Genomic DNA, 15562 nt, shown 5'->3' with positions numbered 1-15562 from the left:
AGAGCAATGGTGGAGGTCCACGACGGCCCGCCCATGGACGGGTTCTCGGTGCCCCTGCGCCTGCACAACCTGTTACTGGCCCTGGCGGGTCGTATCGACGACAGTGCTTTGACCGAAGCGCGTGAGCTGATCGCGCGTGCGCACATCGACGAAGCGGTGGAGCTCACCACCGGCACCCTGATCGCGGGGAAGATCCCGGTGAGCTCGTCCGAACAACGTGAACTCGCCCTCGTCCTCGAGATGAGCCGGTCCGACGCCACCTTGGCGAACGACCTGCTGGTCGTCGAGGAGGACGAGCCGGTGCTGACCCACCGGTTCACCGGCGAGAACCAGCCCGAATTCGGCCTCGCCGAGGCGCTCGACCGCACCCTGCAGGTGCTGCCGGACGTCCGGTCGGTGCACGCGGTGTGGCGGAACACGCCGGCGGGCAGCGTGCCCGGCGCGTTGCCGCAGCGGGTCGTCCTGGTCGAGATCGGCCCGGAAGGCAACCCGCCCGCGGTCGCGTTCCGCGTGGACACCGCGCTTCGCCGCGCGGGCATCCGTTCGGTCGTCGAGGTCGCGGGACCCGGCGTCGCGCGGTCCGCGTACCACCAGGCCGCTTCGTCGGCCGCGAGTCCTGTCTGGGTCACCGGGAGTACCCATTCCAGTGACTTTCGGTCCGAGCCGGTGACTCCGCCGCCCGCTCCCGCCCCGGCTCCCGAGCCGGTCAAGGAGCAGCCGAGCAGGCATGGGCTGCGGCCGGTCAGCAGCAGCACGCACGAACCGGTCGAGCCGATCGCGCCGGTGGTGCCGATCGTGCAGCAGGCGCCCGCACCGGCGACGCCCGCTCCGGAGACGGCGCCGCCGCGCAAATCGCGGGCGGAGACCCGTGCCGAGCGCACGGCAGACCTGACCCCGGCCGAAGTGGCGCAGCTGCGCCAGGCGCTCAAGGAGGACCCGGAAAAGGGCCGCGAGATCGCCACGGGAAAGCCGAGCATGCACGAGGTCGTCGAGCTGCCCGCTCTCGACCTCGACGACCCCAGCCTGAGCGAGCGCGACCGCGCTCTCCTGCGCGAGCTGCACGCCGAGCTCGCCGAACGGGAGCGCGCCGAAGCGGCGAAGATCCGGCTGAACGGCGCTTCGCGCAGCAGCGGCTCGAGCTGGTCGTAGCAAGTCCCACGCAATTCGGCACCTGGTTGCGATAGTTGCACGCGCAACGATCGCGACCAGGTGCCGAATTGCGATGTTAGGTTGCTGGTGTGGCTGAAGAACTGACATTCGACATCCCGGTGGGGGCCGGGGTGGGCACCCGGGCCAACGCCGACGGCGAGCCGGTGACGCCCAAGGACGCGGCGACCGTGATCCTCCTCCGCGACGGCGCCGACGGCGTCGAGGTCTTCCTGCAGCATCGGGTGAAGGGCATGCCGTTCGCGGGCGGGATGACCGTCTTCCCCGGCGGCGGCGTGGATTCCCGCGATGTCGACACCTCGGTGAGCTGGGCCGGCCCGGAGCCCGCTTGGTGGGCGGAACGCTTCGGTTGCGACGAATCGCTGGCCCGCGCCCTGGTGTGCGCGGCCGTGCGGGAGACGTTCGAGGAGTCGGGCGTGCTGCTCGCGAGCACCGGGGACACCGTCGTCACCGACACGACGCCGTACCACGACGCCCGCGAAAAGCTGGTCTCCCGAGAACTCTCGCTCGCCGCGTTCCTCGAGGCGAACGGCCTGACGCTGCGCGCGGATCTCCTGCGCCCGTGGGCGAACTGGGTCACCCCGCCGCAGGAACCGCGCCGCTACGACACCTGCTTCTTCGTCGCCGTGCTGCCCGAGGGGCAGGACGCGGACAGCGCCACTTCCGAGGCCGTCAGCTCCGGCTGGCAGCGGCCCGAAGAGGCCATCGCCGACGCCAAGGAAGGGCGCCGCATGCTCATGCCCCCGACCTGGATCACGCTCGCGGAACTGGCCGAGTTCGACTCGGCGGCCGCGGCACAGGCCGTCGAACGCGAGATCTCGAAGATCATGCCGACGCTGGTGCGCGACGGCGACAAGGTCCGCGTCATCCTGGACCCGGCGTGAGCGCCCCCGCATACGGCGTGCTGCGCCAGGTCACGCCGACGGCTTCCGTGCTCCTGGAGCACAACCCGTCGTCGATGACGTTGGAGGGCACCAATTCCTGGGTGCTGCGCGGATCCGGAGCGTCCGGTTCCGTGGTCGTCGACCCCGGCCACGAGGACGTCGAGCATCTGACGCTGCTGGCGGAGACCGGCGCCGTCGAGCTGATCGTCCTGACCCACCACCACCCCGACCACGCCGAGGGCGCGCCCTGGTTCGCCGAACGCGTCGGCGCGCCGGTGCGGGCCTTCGACGAGTCGCTCTGCGTCGACGGAAAGTCCCTTGTGGACGGTGAAGTGATCGAGGCCGGCGGCGTCCGGCTGTCGGTGCTGCACACGCCGGGCCACACCGAGGACTCGATCTGCCTGGTGTCCGACGGGCAGATCCTCACCGGTGACACCATCCTCGGCCGCGGCACCACCGTGCTGCACGACCTCGGCGACTACCTGCGCTCGCTGCGGAAACTCATCGAGCTGCCCGGCGGCACCATCGGCCTGCCGGGCCACGGCCCGGAACTGCCCGATCTGGCCGCGACCGCGCGCGAATACCTGGCACACCGGGAAGAACGGCTCGACCAAGTGCGTTCGGCCTTGGAGAAGCTCGGCGCGGACGCCACTCCGCGTCAGGTCGTCGAGGTCGTCTACGCCGACGTCGACAAGGCTCTGTGGGCGCCCGCGGAGTGGAGTGTGCAAGCACAGTTGGACTACCTGAGGTCGGAGGACGGCGAATGAGTGACGTCGAGGTCGAGTTCTACTGGCGGCCCGGATGCGGGTTCTGCGCCGCGTTGGAGCGGCCGCTGTCGAAGAGCGGCTTCACCGTGAAGCGGGTCAACATCTGGGAGGACCCGGACGCCGCCGCGCGGGTGCGTTCGGTGGCGAACGGGAACGAGGTCGTGCCGACGGTCTTCGTGGGCTCGAAGGCGATGGTGAACCCTTCGTTCGGTGAGATCGAGGCCGCTGTGAAGGCCGCTTCGGCCTGAGTCGCCAGATGCCATGAACGGTCCGTTACTTGCGAATTTTGCAAGTAACGGACCGTTCATAGCATTCGGCAGGGTGGATGACTGCGTCGCGATTCAGCGCCCAGGTGGTGTCGCGAAAGCCACTTTGGGGACGTCAGGCGTCGCGAAAGTGGCTTTCGCGACCTCCTCGGGAGGGCGAGGCTGTTGCGCTCCTGGGCACGTCTACGCCGCCATCACCACGTTGCGAAAGCCACTTTCGCAACCCTCAACGTTGCGAAAGTGGCTTTCGTAACACGGCTTCGCCTCGGTGAGTCCTTTGTGGATGGTCGAGAGCCGGTGTCAGCGCGGCAGCATCGGCATCACGTAGTACGTCAGCTCCACATCGCCCGGCTCCACCGCGCGGATGACGCAGGCCCGCATGCCGGGCTGGATGTCGAGTCGTACCCGCTCCCCGGCGAAACCCTGCAGCGCGTCCAGCAGGTAGCGCGCCTGGAATGAGGGCGACGTCCGGCCGCCCGAAACTTCGGCCTTCAAGGTCTCCTCGGCCTCGCCGGTGTCCTGCTTCGCGCTGGCGAGCCGCAGCTGCGAGTCGCCGACCTCCAGGGTCAGCACCCGGCGCTCGTCGGCGTAGACGCCCACCCGGCGCACGGCGGAGGCCAGCGCGTCGGCGGCGACCTCGACCGTCGTGTCCACAGTGGACGATTCGATCAGCTTCTCCGACAGGAATCCCGCGTCGAGGACGGCGGTGGTGACGGTGACGCCTGCCCAGCTCAGTCCGAAGCGGGTCTTGTCGCCGTGCAGGCCGACGACGCCGCGTGCCTGCTTCGCCGTCTCGGCCAGCAGGCCCGCCGGGACCAGCGCGTCGATCGGCTTGCCTTCGGAGCGCAGCGGCAAGGTGGCGACGGCCATCCGGTACCGGTCGGACGCCGTCAGCCGCAGCTCACGGCTGAAGCTCTGCACGCGGACGCCGGTGAACATCGGCAGCGCGTCGTCCTTGGCGGCCGTGCCCGCGACCGTGCGCAACGCGGTCACCAGCGCGTGACCGTCCACTTCGGACACCTTCGGCGGCAGGTCCGGGAGGTTCAGTTCGCGGCTCAGCAACGGAAGCGCGAACCGGCCGCCTTCCACACGCACGGCCAGCCGTGATCCCTCGACGACCAGGCGCACCAAGTCGCCGTCGAGCATCCGCAGCGTTTCCGCGAGCGGCCCGGCCGGGACGAGGACCTCGCCATCGGTGTGGACCATGGCGTCGCTGGTCAGGCGGACCGCTCGTTCGCTGTCGCTGCCGCCGACGGTCAGGCCTTCCCGCCCGGCGCGCAGGAGCAGACCGGAGCGGGCCGACAGCAACCGTGCGGCGGCGGAAACGGCGGACGAGAGGGAGCGGGTGTCGGCAGTCAGGTCCATGCCCGCAAGTTAGCGGGCGGCACCGACAAGTTCGGGGGCTTCGGCGACGGGCCCGGAAGGCCGCGGGCGGAAGGTGCCGCGCATCAGCCACACCACCGCGGCGAGCGCGAACCCGACGGCGCCGGCGGCGAGGAACGCCGCTTCGTGCCCGGCGTGCTCGACGAGGTAACCGCTGATCGACTGCCCGAACGCCAGGCCGAGGGTCACCGCGGTGAGCACCCAGCCGAACGCCTCGGCCGCCGTGCCCTTCGGCGCGGCGATCTCGATGGCCGCCGAATGCGTCGTCGACTGCGGCGTGATGAGCGCGCCCGCGGCGAGCATGGCGAGCGCGAGGCCCCAGAGCGAACCCGGAAGCGCGAGCAGCGCCACCAGTGCGCCGAAGCCCGCCAGCAGCACCGGCAGCCGCAGGCCCATCTGACGCGGCCACGGGCGCAGGCTGTACGCGACGCCGAACGCGACCGAGCTGACCGACCAGGCCGAGAGCAGCAGTCCGCCGATGGAGGTGTTCCCCGCTTCGGCGGCGGCCGCCGGGACGGCGACCTCGACGAAGCCGATCACGGCGCCGAAGCCCAGCGCGGCGATCGCGAGCGTGCGCATGCCCGGGCTGGCCAGCGCGCCGAGCAGTTTGCCGCCCGAGGACGGCGACGGTCCCCAGGCCCGCACGGTCGGGCTCAGCGCGAACAGCACCGCGCCCGCGATCATCGTCAGCGAGCCGGTCACGATGCCGGTGCCCGCCCACGGCGCGGCGATCAGCAGCCCCGCGAACCCGGGGCCGAGGATGAAGAAGACCTCCATGCTGATCGCCTCATACGAGAACGCGGCGTTCCGCGTCGGCCCGGCGGGCAGCAGCCGTGTCCACAGCGCCCGGGAGGCCGAACCGACCATCGGTTCCGTGATCCCGGTGCCGAAGGCGAGGGGGACCAGCACGAGAGTGGGCGCGTGCGCCTCGATCGCGAACACCAGCCCGGTCATCGCCAGTGCGAAGAACACCGTGGTGGTCAGCAGCGGCCGTGTCGGCCCGAAGCGGTCGATGAGCCGTCCCTGCACGACCGCGCCGACCGAGACACCCACCAGCGACCCGGCCGAAACCAGCCCGGCCGAGGCGAAGGAGCCCGTCTCGCGCTGCACGTAGAGCAGCGCGGAGATGCCGATCATCGCGATCGGCAGGCGGGCGAGAAGGGACGCGATCACCGCCGCGCGGGATCCGGGCGCGGTCAGCGCGGCACGGTAGTCGGCGAGGGAGGTGCGGTGGCTCTCGGCGGAGGCGGACACAGACTGGGACACGCGTACCAGTATGAACTACTTTGGTACGCGAGTACCAGTTCTGCGGCGGTAAGTTTGGTCACCACCGGATTCGGGTACTTCGGGCAATGAACTGGCCCGGTTCGTCACGATCGGATAACAGTAAGCCCATTTTGGGTCATTCGGGGCAACAAATCGACGCAGATGGCGTCCTTGAGAGTGAAAGAACTTGAGTTCACGGCCGATGGCCGTGGATGGTTGTACGACAACCACACAGTCTCCAGCTCCCTCCGGCGTACGGGTCGGGGCCTTGTTCCGGAGGGCGGGGAGCGCGGATCGTCGGGGGATGGTCCGCGCACAGCGAAGAGCCGGTGCGCCACGTCGGGGGTGGCGCCCGGCTCTTCGTTGTTTCTCCCCGCGCTGGGTCACGCGAATGCAATGAAGGGGCCTTTCATCGCAAAATTTGCGATGAAAGGCCCCTTCATTGCGCTTGAAGCAAGGGACTAGCGGGCGCGGCGGGCCAGGCGCTCCGGGTCCAGGATCAGGACGCTCTTGCCCTCGAGTCGAAGCCAGCCACGGTGCGCGAAGTCGGCGAGAGCCTTGTTGACGGTCTCGCGCGAAGCGCCGACGTACTGGGCGATCTCTTCCTGCGTCAGGTCGTGGGTGACCCGCAGCAGACCGGCTTCCTGGCTGCCGAACCGCTGCGCGAGCTGCAGCAGCGCGCGCGCCACGCGTCCGGGGACGTCGGTGAAGATCAGCTCGGCGACCATGTTGTTCGTCCGGCGCAGCCTGCGGGCGACCACACGCAGTAACTGTTCGGCGATCTCCGGGCGGGTGGAGATCCACTGCCGCAGCGCCGGGCGGTCCATCGTCACCGCGCGGACCTCGGTCACGGTCGTCGCGCTGGACGTCCGCGGGCCGGGGTCGAAAATGGACAGCTCGCCGAACATGTCGGACGGGCCGAAGATGCCCAGCAGGTTCTCGCGGCCGTCGGGTGACTTGCGGCCGATCTTCACCTTGCCGGACTGGATGATGTAAAGCTTGTCGCCGGGTTCACCCTCGTTGAAGATGACATGCCCGCGAGGAAACTCCACGGATTCCAAGGTCTGTGCCAGCGCCTCGGCGGCTGCTGGCTCAACACCCTGGAAAATGCCCGCTCGGGCCAGGGTTTCGTCCACCTCGGGTGCCTCCTCATCGAGATACGACGTCGGTCCTCATCTGCCGAGGACCGTGTCGTCGATCACTTTTCGCGTCAGTCTAGGTCGTGCGCGCGAGATCGCTCGTCGGCACGCCGAACGTGCGCGCGTGCCTGGAACGATCTCGCTCGAACGTGGAGCCTAACTCCGCACGCGTCGCGCGCGAAGCCTGGCCGCCTTCCCGCCGAGCCTGCGCAGCCGGAAAAGCTCGAGCGCGCGCCCGATGCCGTGCCCGTAAAGGGCCCTGACCTCGTTGGGCTGTGCCTGCTCGAGGAACTCTTCGACTTCGTTCTCCTGCACCGCGACGTGCTTGAGCCGGGTCTCCACGCGTTCCATGAACAGCGCGAAGAACATGATCACCAAGGGAACGAGGATGACGAACCAGACGGTCATGCGCCCTGCCCCGGGAATTCCGAAAAGTTGTGCATTACTCCAGATCCTCGCTCATGGCGTCCTCGATCGAAGCGCCGAGGTGGTGCTCTGGCGTGTCGGCCGTCGACCGGCGGGTGCTCCCCACTGGCTCGTCCGATGGCGCCCGTAGGCTATCGGGGTGTCTCCTGCCCCTGCCAATGCCCCCCGTGCGGGGGGTGCGGGTGAAAGCCGGCTCGCATTGGTGAGACGCGCCAGGCGGATGAAGCGTTGCCTCGACGACGAGTTCCCGGACGCGCACTGTGAGCTTGACTTCACCAACCCGCTCGAACTGCTGGTCGCGGTCGTGCTGTCGGCGCAGACCACCGACGTCCGCGTGAATCAGGTCACGCCCGCGCTCTTCGCGCGCTATCGGACCGCTGCCGACTACGCCGGCGCCGATCGCGCCGAACTCGAGGAGTACCTCCGGCCGACGGGGTTCTTCCGCGCCAAGGCGAACTCGGTGATGGGACTGGGCGCCGCGCTGGTGGAGCGCTACGACGGCGAAGTGCCCGGCAAGCTGAAGGACCTCGTCACGTTGCCCGGTGTCGGCCGCAAGACGGCCAACGTCGTGCTCGGCGACGCCTTCGGGGTCCCCGGGATCACCGTCGACACCCATTTCGGCCGCCTGGTCCGCCGCTGGGGCTGGACCGAGGAGGAGGACCCGGTCAAGGTCGAGCACGCCGTCGGCGAGCTGATCCCGCGCAAGGAGTGGACACTCCTGTCGCACCGGACGATCTTCCACGGCCGTCGCGTCTGCCACGCCCGCAAACCCGCCTGTGGCGCCTGTCCGCTGGCCAAGATGTGCCCCTCGTACGGAACCGGCCCGACGGAGTTCGAAGAGGCCGCGAAGCTGGTCAAGGGCGAAGAACGCGAACACATCCTCGACCTGGCGGCGCGCCGGTGACCAGGGTCACCAAACTGGCCCTCGGCGCCGCCGTGCTGGTGGTGGCCCTGATCGTCGCGTTGCTCACCACCCGTGACGGCAAGGAACCCGCCAAGACGTCGGGGGATCTCACGGCCGCCCGTGCGAAGGCCGCGCTCGCTCCCTGCCCGCCGCCCGGGCCGGGCGAGGTGACGAAGTTGCGCGGCGTCGACGTGGAATGTCTCGGCGACGGCTCCAGGGTCGACCTCGCCAAGGTGCTGTCGGGCGGTCCCGTGCTGGTCAACCTGTGGGCGTCGTGGTGCGAGCCGTGCCGCGCCGAACTGCCGTTGCTCCAGGAGTACGCCGCGCTGTCCGGCGCCGCCCGCGTTCTCCTCGTCCAGGTCGCGAGCTCCGGGGCCGACGGGCTGGCGATGCTGAGCGACCTGGGCGTCCGGCTGCCGTCGGTGTTCGACGGTGACGGACAGTCGGGCCCGGTGCGGACGGCACTAAAGGTCCCTTCCTCCCTTCCGGCGACGTACCTGGTCACGGCGGGTGGCGACGTCAGACTCATCGAGAACCCACGCGTCTTCCTGAACACTGACCAGGTGCGCGCCGCTGTGGAAGGAAACCCATGACCGGCCCCCTCGTGGACACCGACGCCGTGCCCGCCTGGTTGCAGCCGCTGGTCAAGATCAGCGGGGATCTCGACGCGGCCGCCTTCAGCCGGTTCAGCGTGCCGCCGGACGCGAGCTACCGGTCCGCGTCCGTCCTGATGCTCTTCGGCGAGGGCCCGCAGGGGCCGGACGTGCTGCTCCAGCGCCGCGCCGACACCCTCGGCTCGCACGCGGGCCAGGTCTCCTTCCCCGGCGGGGGCGCCGAGCCGGACGACGACGGGCCGGTCGGCACCGCGTTGCGCGAGGCGGAGGAGGAGACCGGCGTCGAACCCTCGGGCGTGCTGCCGGTGGCGATCTTCCCGGAACTGTTCGTGCCGGTGTCCGCGTTCGCCGTGACGCCGGTGCTCGCCTACTGGCGGACACCGTCCCCGGTGCACGCCGTCGATCCCGGCGAGACGGCTGCGGTGGCCAGGGTGCCGATCGCCGAACTCACCGACCCGGCCAACCGGTTTCAGGTGACGCGCGAGGGGTACGACTGGAAGGGGCCCGCGTTCGACGTCGGCGGGCTCTTCGTCTGGGGATTCACGGGCGGCCTGCTGGCGATGACGCTGTCGCTCGGTGGCTGGGAACGGGACTGGGACCACGGCGACGTCCGGGACCTTGACGTAGCGTTGGCCGAACATCAGGCGCGGGTCGACGGGCGGCAAGTGCCGGAGAAGGAGTAGGCGCCGGTGAACTGGGTCGACGTACTGGTGATCCTCCTCGCGCTGCTGGCGGGCGTGTCCGGCGCGTTCCAGGGCGTGATCATCGCCCTTCCTTCGCTGGTCGGAGTGGTGCTCGGCGCGCTGGCGGGGATCAAGATCGCGCCGCTGATCGTCGAACTCTTCGAACATCCGGCGGCGAAGGTCGCCTTCGCGGTGGCGACCGTGGTGTTCCTGGTCGCGCTCGGTGAGACCCTCGGCGTCTGGGCAGGCCGGAGACTGCGGCAGAAGATCAACCCGGACAAGCTTTCCGGGGTCGACAAGACACTCGGCGCGGTGGTGCAGGCCGCCGTGGTGTTCGTGGTCGCGTGGCTGATCGCGACGCCGCTCACGGCGGTCTCGGGAGTGCCTGGGCTGGCGAAGTCGATCAACAGCTCGGTCGTGCTCGGCGAGGTCAACAACGTCATGCCGGACGCGGCGCAGGGCTTCCCCAGCGAACTGCGCAAACTGCTCGACGCTTCGGGCTTCCCGTCCATTGTGGACCCGTTCCAGAAGCCGAACGTCCAGGACACCAGCCCGCCGGACACCGCCTTGCAGGCGAGCGCGATCGTCAGGCAGGTGCACGGCAGCGTGGTGAAGATCCGCGGCAACGCGACTTCGTGCTCGCGGGCCTTGGAGGGCAGCGGTTTCGTCATCGCGCCGCAGCGGGTGATGACGAACGCGCACGTCGTCGCGGGGACCGACGAGGTCGCCATCGAGTCGACTTCGGGCAAGTTCCCGGCCAGGGTCGTCTACTTCGACCCCGAGGCCGACGTGGCCGTGCTCGCGGTGCCGAGGCTTCAGGCGCCGGTGCTCCCCTTCAAACAGCAGGTCGCTCGGGCGGGCGACGACGCGATCGTGCTCGGGTACCCGCTCGACGGCCCGTACACCGCGACGTCCGCCAGGGTGCGCGGCCGGATCAACCTGCGCGGACCGGACATCTACGAGTCCAACACCGTGCAGCGCGACGTGTTCACCGTGCGCGGGCAGGTCCGCAGCGGCAACTCGGGCGGGCCGATGATCAATCCCGAGGGCGAGGTCATCGGGGTCGTCTTCGGCGCGGCCGTCGAAGACCCGGAGACCGGCTTCACGCTGACTTCGGAGCAGGTGCGGCCGGTGGTGGACACGGCCCCGGCGTTGAGTGCCAACGCGTCGACCGGTCCCTGCGCGAACTGAGCCCCTCACGTGCAATGAAGGGGCCTTTCATAGCAAAATTTGCTATGAAAGGCCCCTTCATTGCACGCGCGGAGGGTGAATCAGGAGCTGGACGAGAGTCCTTCGCGCCAAGAAGCGACGGTCTCCTCCACGTCCAGCGGCCGTGCCCGCAGCACCGGGCCGCCCGCCGGACGCCGGTGCTCGGCGCGGATCCGTTCGTTCAGGTCCTCGACGATCTCCCGCACCCGCGCTTCACGGCGCACCCGCGTCAGCGTGTCCGGCAGGTCGTCGAGTTCCTTCGCGATGGCCAGCGACGGCGGCAGCAGCGCCGAAACGTCGTGCCCCTCGGCACGGACCTTGTTCACCACCCAGGCAAGAGCCGAGTCGTCGCCGTCGGTCTTCGGCAGCGGTTTCCCCGCGCCGGGAAGGTCGTCGAACTCGCCCTTCGCCTCCGCGGCGCTGACCTGCCGGTCCACCCAGGACTCGAACGACACGCCCGTCGGTTTGCGCTCGGTCATGCTTCCAAGATACGGAGGAAGTCCAGCAGCGCCACAGACGTGCGCTCCGGGGCCTCCAGATGCGGGAAGTGCCCGATGCCGGGCCAGCGCTCGAGACGGGCGTCCGGGGCCCAGCGACGCGACGCCGCCGCTGTCTCGGGCAGGACGCATCGGTCTTCCTCGCCGTGCAGTTGCAGCACGCGGGGAGCGAAGCGGCCTCGCAGTGCTTCGCTGAACCGGCGGCCTTCGCCGCGGAACTGCGCGCGGAACGCCCATCGGTAGTACTCGAGCGCGCTGTGCGGCACTCCCGGCACGAGCATCGCCTGCCGGAACGTCCGCACGGTCTCGGTGAAGTCGGAGGTGTCCGTCCACTGTGGACCGGACCAGGCGCGGAACAGCTCTTCGACGGCGAGCGCTTCGTCCTTGACCAGCCATTTTTCCGGCGCCATCGGCAGCTGGAAACGGAACAGGTGTCCCGACGCGCGCAGCTGTCCCGGCCGCCGGACGGCCCGGCGCAACGCCAGGGGATGCGCGCCGCCCAGCACACTGACCGAAGACACCAGCCGGGGGTGCAGCGCGCCGACCGTCCACGCGAGCATGCCGCCCCAGGCATGTCCGACGAGATGGGCCTTGCGTGCGCCGAGCGACTTGATCAGCCCGCCGACGTCACCGGCCAAGGTCCACGCGTCGTAGCCGCGCGGGGGCTTGTCGGAGTCGCCGTAGCCGCGCAGATCGACCGCGATCGCGCGGAAACCGGCGTCGGCGAGCGCCGTCAGCTGGTGGTGCCAGGTCCACCAGAACTCGGCGAACCCGTGCAGCAGCAGGACCACCGGCCCGTCGCCGAGTTCGGCGACGTGCAGCCGGATGCCGTTCGCCGAGACGTCACGATGGGTCCACGGGCCGTCGATCCGGACGATCGACGGATCCGGTGTCGCCTGCACCGCTCGAAGACTCAGTCTTGGTCTTCGGCGCCGTGACGCGGCTTGAACGCGGCGGCGGTGTCCTTGAAGCTGTTGATCGTGCGCTCCGGCGCCTTGATCTTCTTCACCTTGCGGTAGCCGAGGAAGCCCGCGGCCGCCGTCGAGACGAGCATCAGCCCGAACACGATCAGGAACGCCGCCCAGCGCTGCAGGAACTCCGACAGCAGTTCGCCGAGGAAGAAAAAGAAGAAGAACGAGCTGTACAGGCCGATGACCAGCGCGACGAGGAAGAAGATGGCGCCCTTGAGGCCCTTCTTCGCCTCCGCGACGACCTCGGACTTGGCCAGCTCGACCTCGGCGCGGATCAGCGTCGAAACGTGCTGTGTGGCATCGCCGACGAGTTTCCCGAGGGACTGCTCGCTCGCTACCACGTCGTCATCGCTCGACAGGGGGAGGTAGGGCACGGCCCCCACGCCGTCGGGGCCGGTACGTTCGTGCTTGGGGCTGCTCACACCGGTCATCGTGCCACGTGCCCCGATCACGGGCGCGGCGGACCGGCGAGTGTCGCAGGTTCAATCCTCCTTCGCGTGCACGCGGCTGCGGTGCACGAGCATCGCGGCGGCCGAAAGCGAGGCGATGGCCGAAGCGATCAGCACCGCCGCCTTCGCCAGTTCGACGGACTCCCCGTCGAGCGCGAGATCGGCGATCAGCAGGCTCACCGTGAACCCGACGCCGCCGAGCATCGACAGCGCGCCGATGTCCCGCCAGCCCATCCCCCTGGGTTTCTCCGCGAGTTTGAACTTCACCGCGAGCAGGCTGGCGCCGAAGATCCCGATCAGCTTCCCGCCGACCAGCCCGATCAGGATGGCCAGCGGCAACGCCGTGGTGAACACCTCGCCGAGCGATTCGGCGTCCACCTTGATCCCGGCCGCGAACAGCGCGAACAGCGGCACCGCGACCGCGGCCGACCACGGCTGCAACCGGTGTTCGAGCCGGATCGCGGGCGCGTGCTCCTCGCCTTCGTCGGCGCGGACGCGGGTGAGCAGGCCGAGCGCGACGCCGGCGATGGTGGCGTGGACGCCGGCCGAGTGCACCGCGATCCAGGTGATCAGGGCCAGCGGCACGTAGATCCAGGCGCTGCGGACGCGGCGCTTCTGCAGGTAGGCGTACAACGCGAGCGCCACGACGGCGACGCCCGCGGCGACGAGGTCGAACTTCGCGGTGAACAGGATCGCGATGACGAGGATCGCGCCGAGGTCGTCGACCACCGCGAGCGAGAGCAGGAAGACCCTGGCGCTGCTCGGCAGGTTCGACGCGGTCAGGGCGAGGACACCCAGCGCGAACGCGATGTCCGTGGCGACCGGGACGGCCCACGCGCGTTCGATGCCCGGCGTTCCCCAGCCGACGGCGAGCGCGACCAGCGCCGGGACGATCATGCCGCCGATCGCGGCGACCACCGGCAGGATCGCCTGTTTGAACCGGGAGAGCTCGCCGACCACGAGTTCGCGTTTGAGTTCCAGCCCGGCGACGAAGAAGAACAGCGCGAGCAGGCCGTCTTTCGCCCAGTCGCCGATCGTCAGATTCAGGTGGAGGAATTCGGGGCCGAGCCGGAAATCACGGATCGCGCGATAAACGTCGTCGATGGGCGAATTGGCCCAGAGCAGGGCGATCGCGGTGGCGCCGAGCAGGATCAACCCGCCGGTCGTCTCCGTGCGCAGGTAGCGGGCGAATTCGGCGACGGCTTTTGCGGGGCGGGTGGGTCCGGACAAGGCATCCTCCGGGTTTTCGGCGACGACGAACACTGTTGCCGACCAGACTTCCCGGCGCACCTTGACGCGATTTTAATGCCTCAAGCTGCGGAAATCTCGCTTTCATGACAGCTGCCACAGAGATCATGCGGACGTCGGTGTCCCGTCCACATGGTGGGCTTCTAGCATGTCAACCGGAAACCGACAACGATGTCTTCACAAAGGACGGCATGGTGAGTACCTCTACCGAGGTCCAGCAAGACACGAGGTTCTTCGGGCACCCACGAGGGCTCGCGAACCTCTTCGGCGTCGAGATGTGGGAGCGGTTCTCGTACTACGGGATGCTCGGCATCCTCCCGATCTACCTCTACTACGAAGTCAGCCAGGGCGGCCTGGCGCTGCCGAAGGCCTCCGCGCTCGGCATCGTCGGCGCGTACGGCGGCATGGTCTACCTGTCGGCCGTGATCGGCGCCTGGGTCGCGGACCGCGTGCTCGGCTCCGAACGGACGCTGTTCTACAGCGCGATCCTGATCATGATCGGGCACATCAGCCTCGCCGTCCTCCCCGGCCTGGCGGGCATCGGCGTGGGCCTCGCGTGCGTGGCCATCGGCAGCGGCGGGTTGAAGTCCAACGCCACCACCATCGTCGGGACGCTGTACGCGAAGGGCGACGAGCGTCGCGACGGCGGTTTCACGATCTTCTACATGGGCATCAACCTCGGCGGCTTCGTCGGGCCGCTGCTGACCGGGCTCGCGCAGAGCGAGATCGGTTTCCACGTCGGCTTCGGGCTCGCGGCGGTCGGCATGGCGCTGGGCCTGATCCAGTACACGATCGGCCGCAAGAACCTCGGCGAGAAGGCGAGCGAGATCCCCAACCCGCTGCCCGCGTCGCGGCGTCCGGTGGTCTACGCCGGCACCGCGACAGGTGTCGCGGCGATCGTCCTGCTGGTGGTCTTCGGCGTCATCAACCCGGCGAACCTGGTCGACATCGTCGTCTGGACCGTCGCGGTCATCTCGGTCATCTACTTCGTGGTGATCATCAGCAGCAAGAAGATCACCGCCGACGAACGCACCAGGGTGTACTCGTTCATCCCGATGTTCATCGCGAGCGCGGCGTTCTTCTCGCTGTACCAGCAGCAGTTCACCGTCGTCGCCGCCTACACCGACGAGCGATTGAACCGCACCGTCTTCGGCTGGGAGATGCCGGTGGCGTGGGTCAACTCGATCAACCCGGTGTTCATCATCCTGTTCGCGCCGGTGATCGCGGCGATCTGGACGAAACTCGGCCCCAAGCAGCCGTCGTCGCCGATCAAATTCGTGCTCGGCACCGTCACGATGGGGTTGGCGTTCCTGCTGTTCCTCCCGATGGTCGGCAGCGGCAAGAACGCGAGCCCGCTGCTCGCGCTGGCGGGCATCCTGTTCGTGTTCACCATGGCGGAACTGATGCTTTCGCCGGTCGGTCTCTCGTTGTCGACCAAACTCGCGCCGGAGGCGTTCCGGACGCAGATGGTGGCGCTGAACTTCCTGTCCATTTCGCTCGGTACGGCGATGTCCGGAAAGCTCGCCGAGTACTACTCGGTGGAGAACGAAGCGCCGTATTTCAGCATCGTCGGCGGGGTGGCCATCGTGGTCGGTGTGGCGCTCCTGGTCGCGACGCCGATGATCCGCAAGCTGATGAAGGGCGTTCACTAGACGCTCCGATTCACCTGATGAAGGCCCTCTTCCGGCG

General features: G+C 69.0%; 17 protein-coding genes. 9 read left to right on the top strand and 8 right to left on the bottom strand.

The window, feature by feature from the left end:
* Positions 1-6 precede the first annotated feature (6 nt).
* The 4 genes from ACIHAO_RS33515 to ACIHAO_RS33500 all read left to right on the top strand — a co-directional run bounded on the left by ACIHAO_RS33515 (position 7) and on the right by ACIHAO_RS33500 (position 3066).
* Entirely contained in the window at positions 7-1149 is a 1143-nt protein-coding gene (locus tag ACIHAO_RS33515) for a hypothetical protein (protein WP_396564685.1), read from the top strand.
* A gap of 89 nt (positions 1150-1238) precedes the next feature.
* Positions 1239-2051 carry an NUDIX hydrolase gene (locus ACIHAO_RS33510; RefSeq protein ID WP_396564683.1) on the top strand — a complete coding sequence of 271 codons (813 nt, stop codon included), beginning with the start codon at positions 1239-1241 and terminating at the stop codon, positions 2049-2051.
* The gene (locus ACIHAO_RS33505) at positions 2048-2818 is read left to right on the top strand and encodes an MBL fold metallo-hydrolase (RefSeq protein WP_396564681.1); all 771 of its coding nucleotides are present in this window, start codon (positions 2048-2050) and stop codon (positions 2816-2818) included. The genes ACIHAO_RS33510 and ACIHAO_RS33505 overlap by 4 nt, the downstream gene beginning before the upstream one ends.
* The gene (locus tag ACIHAO_RS33500; RefSeq protein ID WP_125779656.1) at positions 2815-3066 is read left to right on the top strand and encodes a glutaredoxin domain-containing protein; all 252 of its coding nucleotides are present in this window, start codon (positions 2815-2817) and stop codon (positions 3064-3066) included. The genes ACIHAO_RS33505 and ACIHAO_RS33500 overlap by 4 nt, the downstream gene beginning before the upstream one ends.
* 318 nt (positions 3067-3384) lie before the next feature.
* Here the strand turns inward: ACIHAO_RS33500 and dnaN are convergent, their stop codons facing one another.
* From dnaN to ACIHAO_RS33480, 4 genes are all read right to left on the bottom strand, one after another.
* Complete coding sequence (dnaN, locus tag ACIHAO_RS33495; RefSeq protein ID WP_396564678.1) at positions 3385-4449, bottom strand: DNA polymerase III subunit beta; 1065 nt, start codon at positions 4447-4449, stop codon at positions 3385-3387.
* A 9-nt stretch (positions 4450-4458) separates the two neighbouring features.
* The gene (locus ACIHAO_RS33490) at positions 4459-5721 is read right to left on the bottom strand and encodes an MFS transporter (protein ID WP_396564732.1); all 1263 of its coding nucleotides are present in this window, start codon (positions 5719-5721) and stop codon (positions 4459-4461) included.
* Between the two features lie 473 nt (positions 5722-6194).
* Positions 6195-6869, bottom strand: a complete 675-nt coding sequence (locus ACIHAO_RS33485; protein ID WP_003081747.1) for a Crp/Fnr family transcriptional regulator — start codon at positions 6867-6869, stop codon at positions 6195-6197.
* Positions 6870-7028: 159 nt separating this feature from the next.
* Positions 7029-7280 (bottom strand): hypothetical protein, encoded by a 252-nt coding sequence (locus ACIHAO_RS33480; RefSeq protein ID WP_005166943.1) that lies wholly within the window; start codon positions 7278-7280, stop codon positions 7029-7031.
* Between the two features lie 238 nt (positions 7281-7518).
* Between ACIHAO_RS33480 and nth the strand changes: the two genes are divergently transcribed.
* The 4 genes from nth to ACIHAO_RS33460 are packed head-to-tail and all read left to right on the top strand — an operon-like array spanning position 7519 to position 10690.
* Positions 7519-8202 (top strand): endonuclease III, encoded by a 684-nt coding sequence (gene nth, locus ACIHAO_RS33475; protein ID WP_125797608.1) that lies wholly within the window; start codon positions 7519-7521, stop codon positions 8200-8202.
* Entirely contained in the window at positions 8199-8795 is a 597-nt protein-coding gene (locus ACIHAO_RS33470; RefSeq protein ID WP_396564675.1) for a TlpA family protein disulfide reductase, read from the top strand. The genes nth and ACIHAO_RS33470 overlap by 4 nt, the downstream gene beginning before the upstream one ends.
* The gene (locus tag ACIHAO_RS33465) at positions 8792-9499 is read left to right on the top strand and encodes an NUDIX hydrolase (RefSeq protein ID WP_396564673.1); all 708 of its coding nucleotides are present in this window, start codon (positions 8792-8794) and stop codon (positions 9497-9499) included. Before ACIHAO_RS33470 ends, ACIHAO_RS33465 begins: the two co-directional genes overlap by 4 nt.
* Before the next feature lie 6 nt (positions 9500-9505).
* A complete protein-coding gene (locus ACIHAO_RS33460; protein ID WP_396564671.1) occupies positions 9506-10690 on the top strand; it encodes a MarP family serine protease in 1185 nt (394 codons plus the stop codon).
* 80 nt (positions 10691-10770) lie between these two features.
* Here ACIHAO_RS33460 and ACIHAO_RS33455 read toward each other — a convergent pair whose 3' ends face one another.
* Genes ACIHAO_RS33455 through nhaA form a run of 4 tightly spaced genes read right to left on the bottom strand, consistent with a single transcriptional unit; the run spans position 10771 to position 13855 of the window.
* Positions 10771-11187: a DUF1992 domain-containing protein gene (locus ACIHAO_RS33455; protein WP_396564669.1), complete on the bottom strand. Its 417-nt coding sequence runs from the start codon at positions 11185-11187 to the stop codon at positions 10771-10773.
* Positions 11184-12107: an alpha/beta fold hydrolase gene (locus ACIHAO_RS33450; protein WP_396564667.1), complete on the bottom strand. Its 924-nt coding sequence runs from the start codon at positions 12105-12107 to the stop codon at positions 11184-11186. The genes ACIHAO_RS33455 and ACIHAO_RS33450 overlap by 4 nt, the downstream gene beginning before the upstream one ends.
* A gap of 11 nt (positions 12108-12118) precedes the next feature.
* Positions 12119-12607, bottom strand: a complete 489-nt coding sequence (locus ACIHAO_RS33445; protein ID WP_125791131.1) for a phage holin family protein — start codon at positions 12605-12607, stop codon at positions 12119-12121.
* Between the two features lie 51 nt (positions 12608-12658).
* Positions 12659-13855: a Na+/H+ antiporter NhaA gene (gene nhaA, locus ACIHAO_RS33440; protein ID WP_396564730.1), complete on the bottom strand. Its 1197-nt coding sequence runs from the start codon at positions 13853-13855 to the stop codon at positions 12659-12661.
* 209 nt (positions 13856-14064) lie between these two features.
* Between nhaA and ACIHAO_RS33435 the strand changes: the two genes are divergently transcribed.
* Entirely contained in the window at positions 14065-15525 is a 1461-nt protein-coding gene (locus ACIHAO_RS33435) for a peptide MFS transporter (protein WP_396564664.1), read from the top strand.
* The last annotated feature ends 37 nt before the right edge of the window (positions 15526-15562 follow it).

It is taken from the genome of Amycolatopsis sp. NPDC052450, from assembly GCF_044547565.1.
Lineage (GTDB): Bacteria > Actinomycetota > Actinomycetes > Mycobacteriales > Pseudonocardiaceae > Amycolatopsis.
This window is presented reverse-complemented; position numbering and strand designations above follow the sequence as displayed.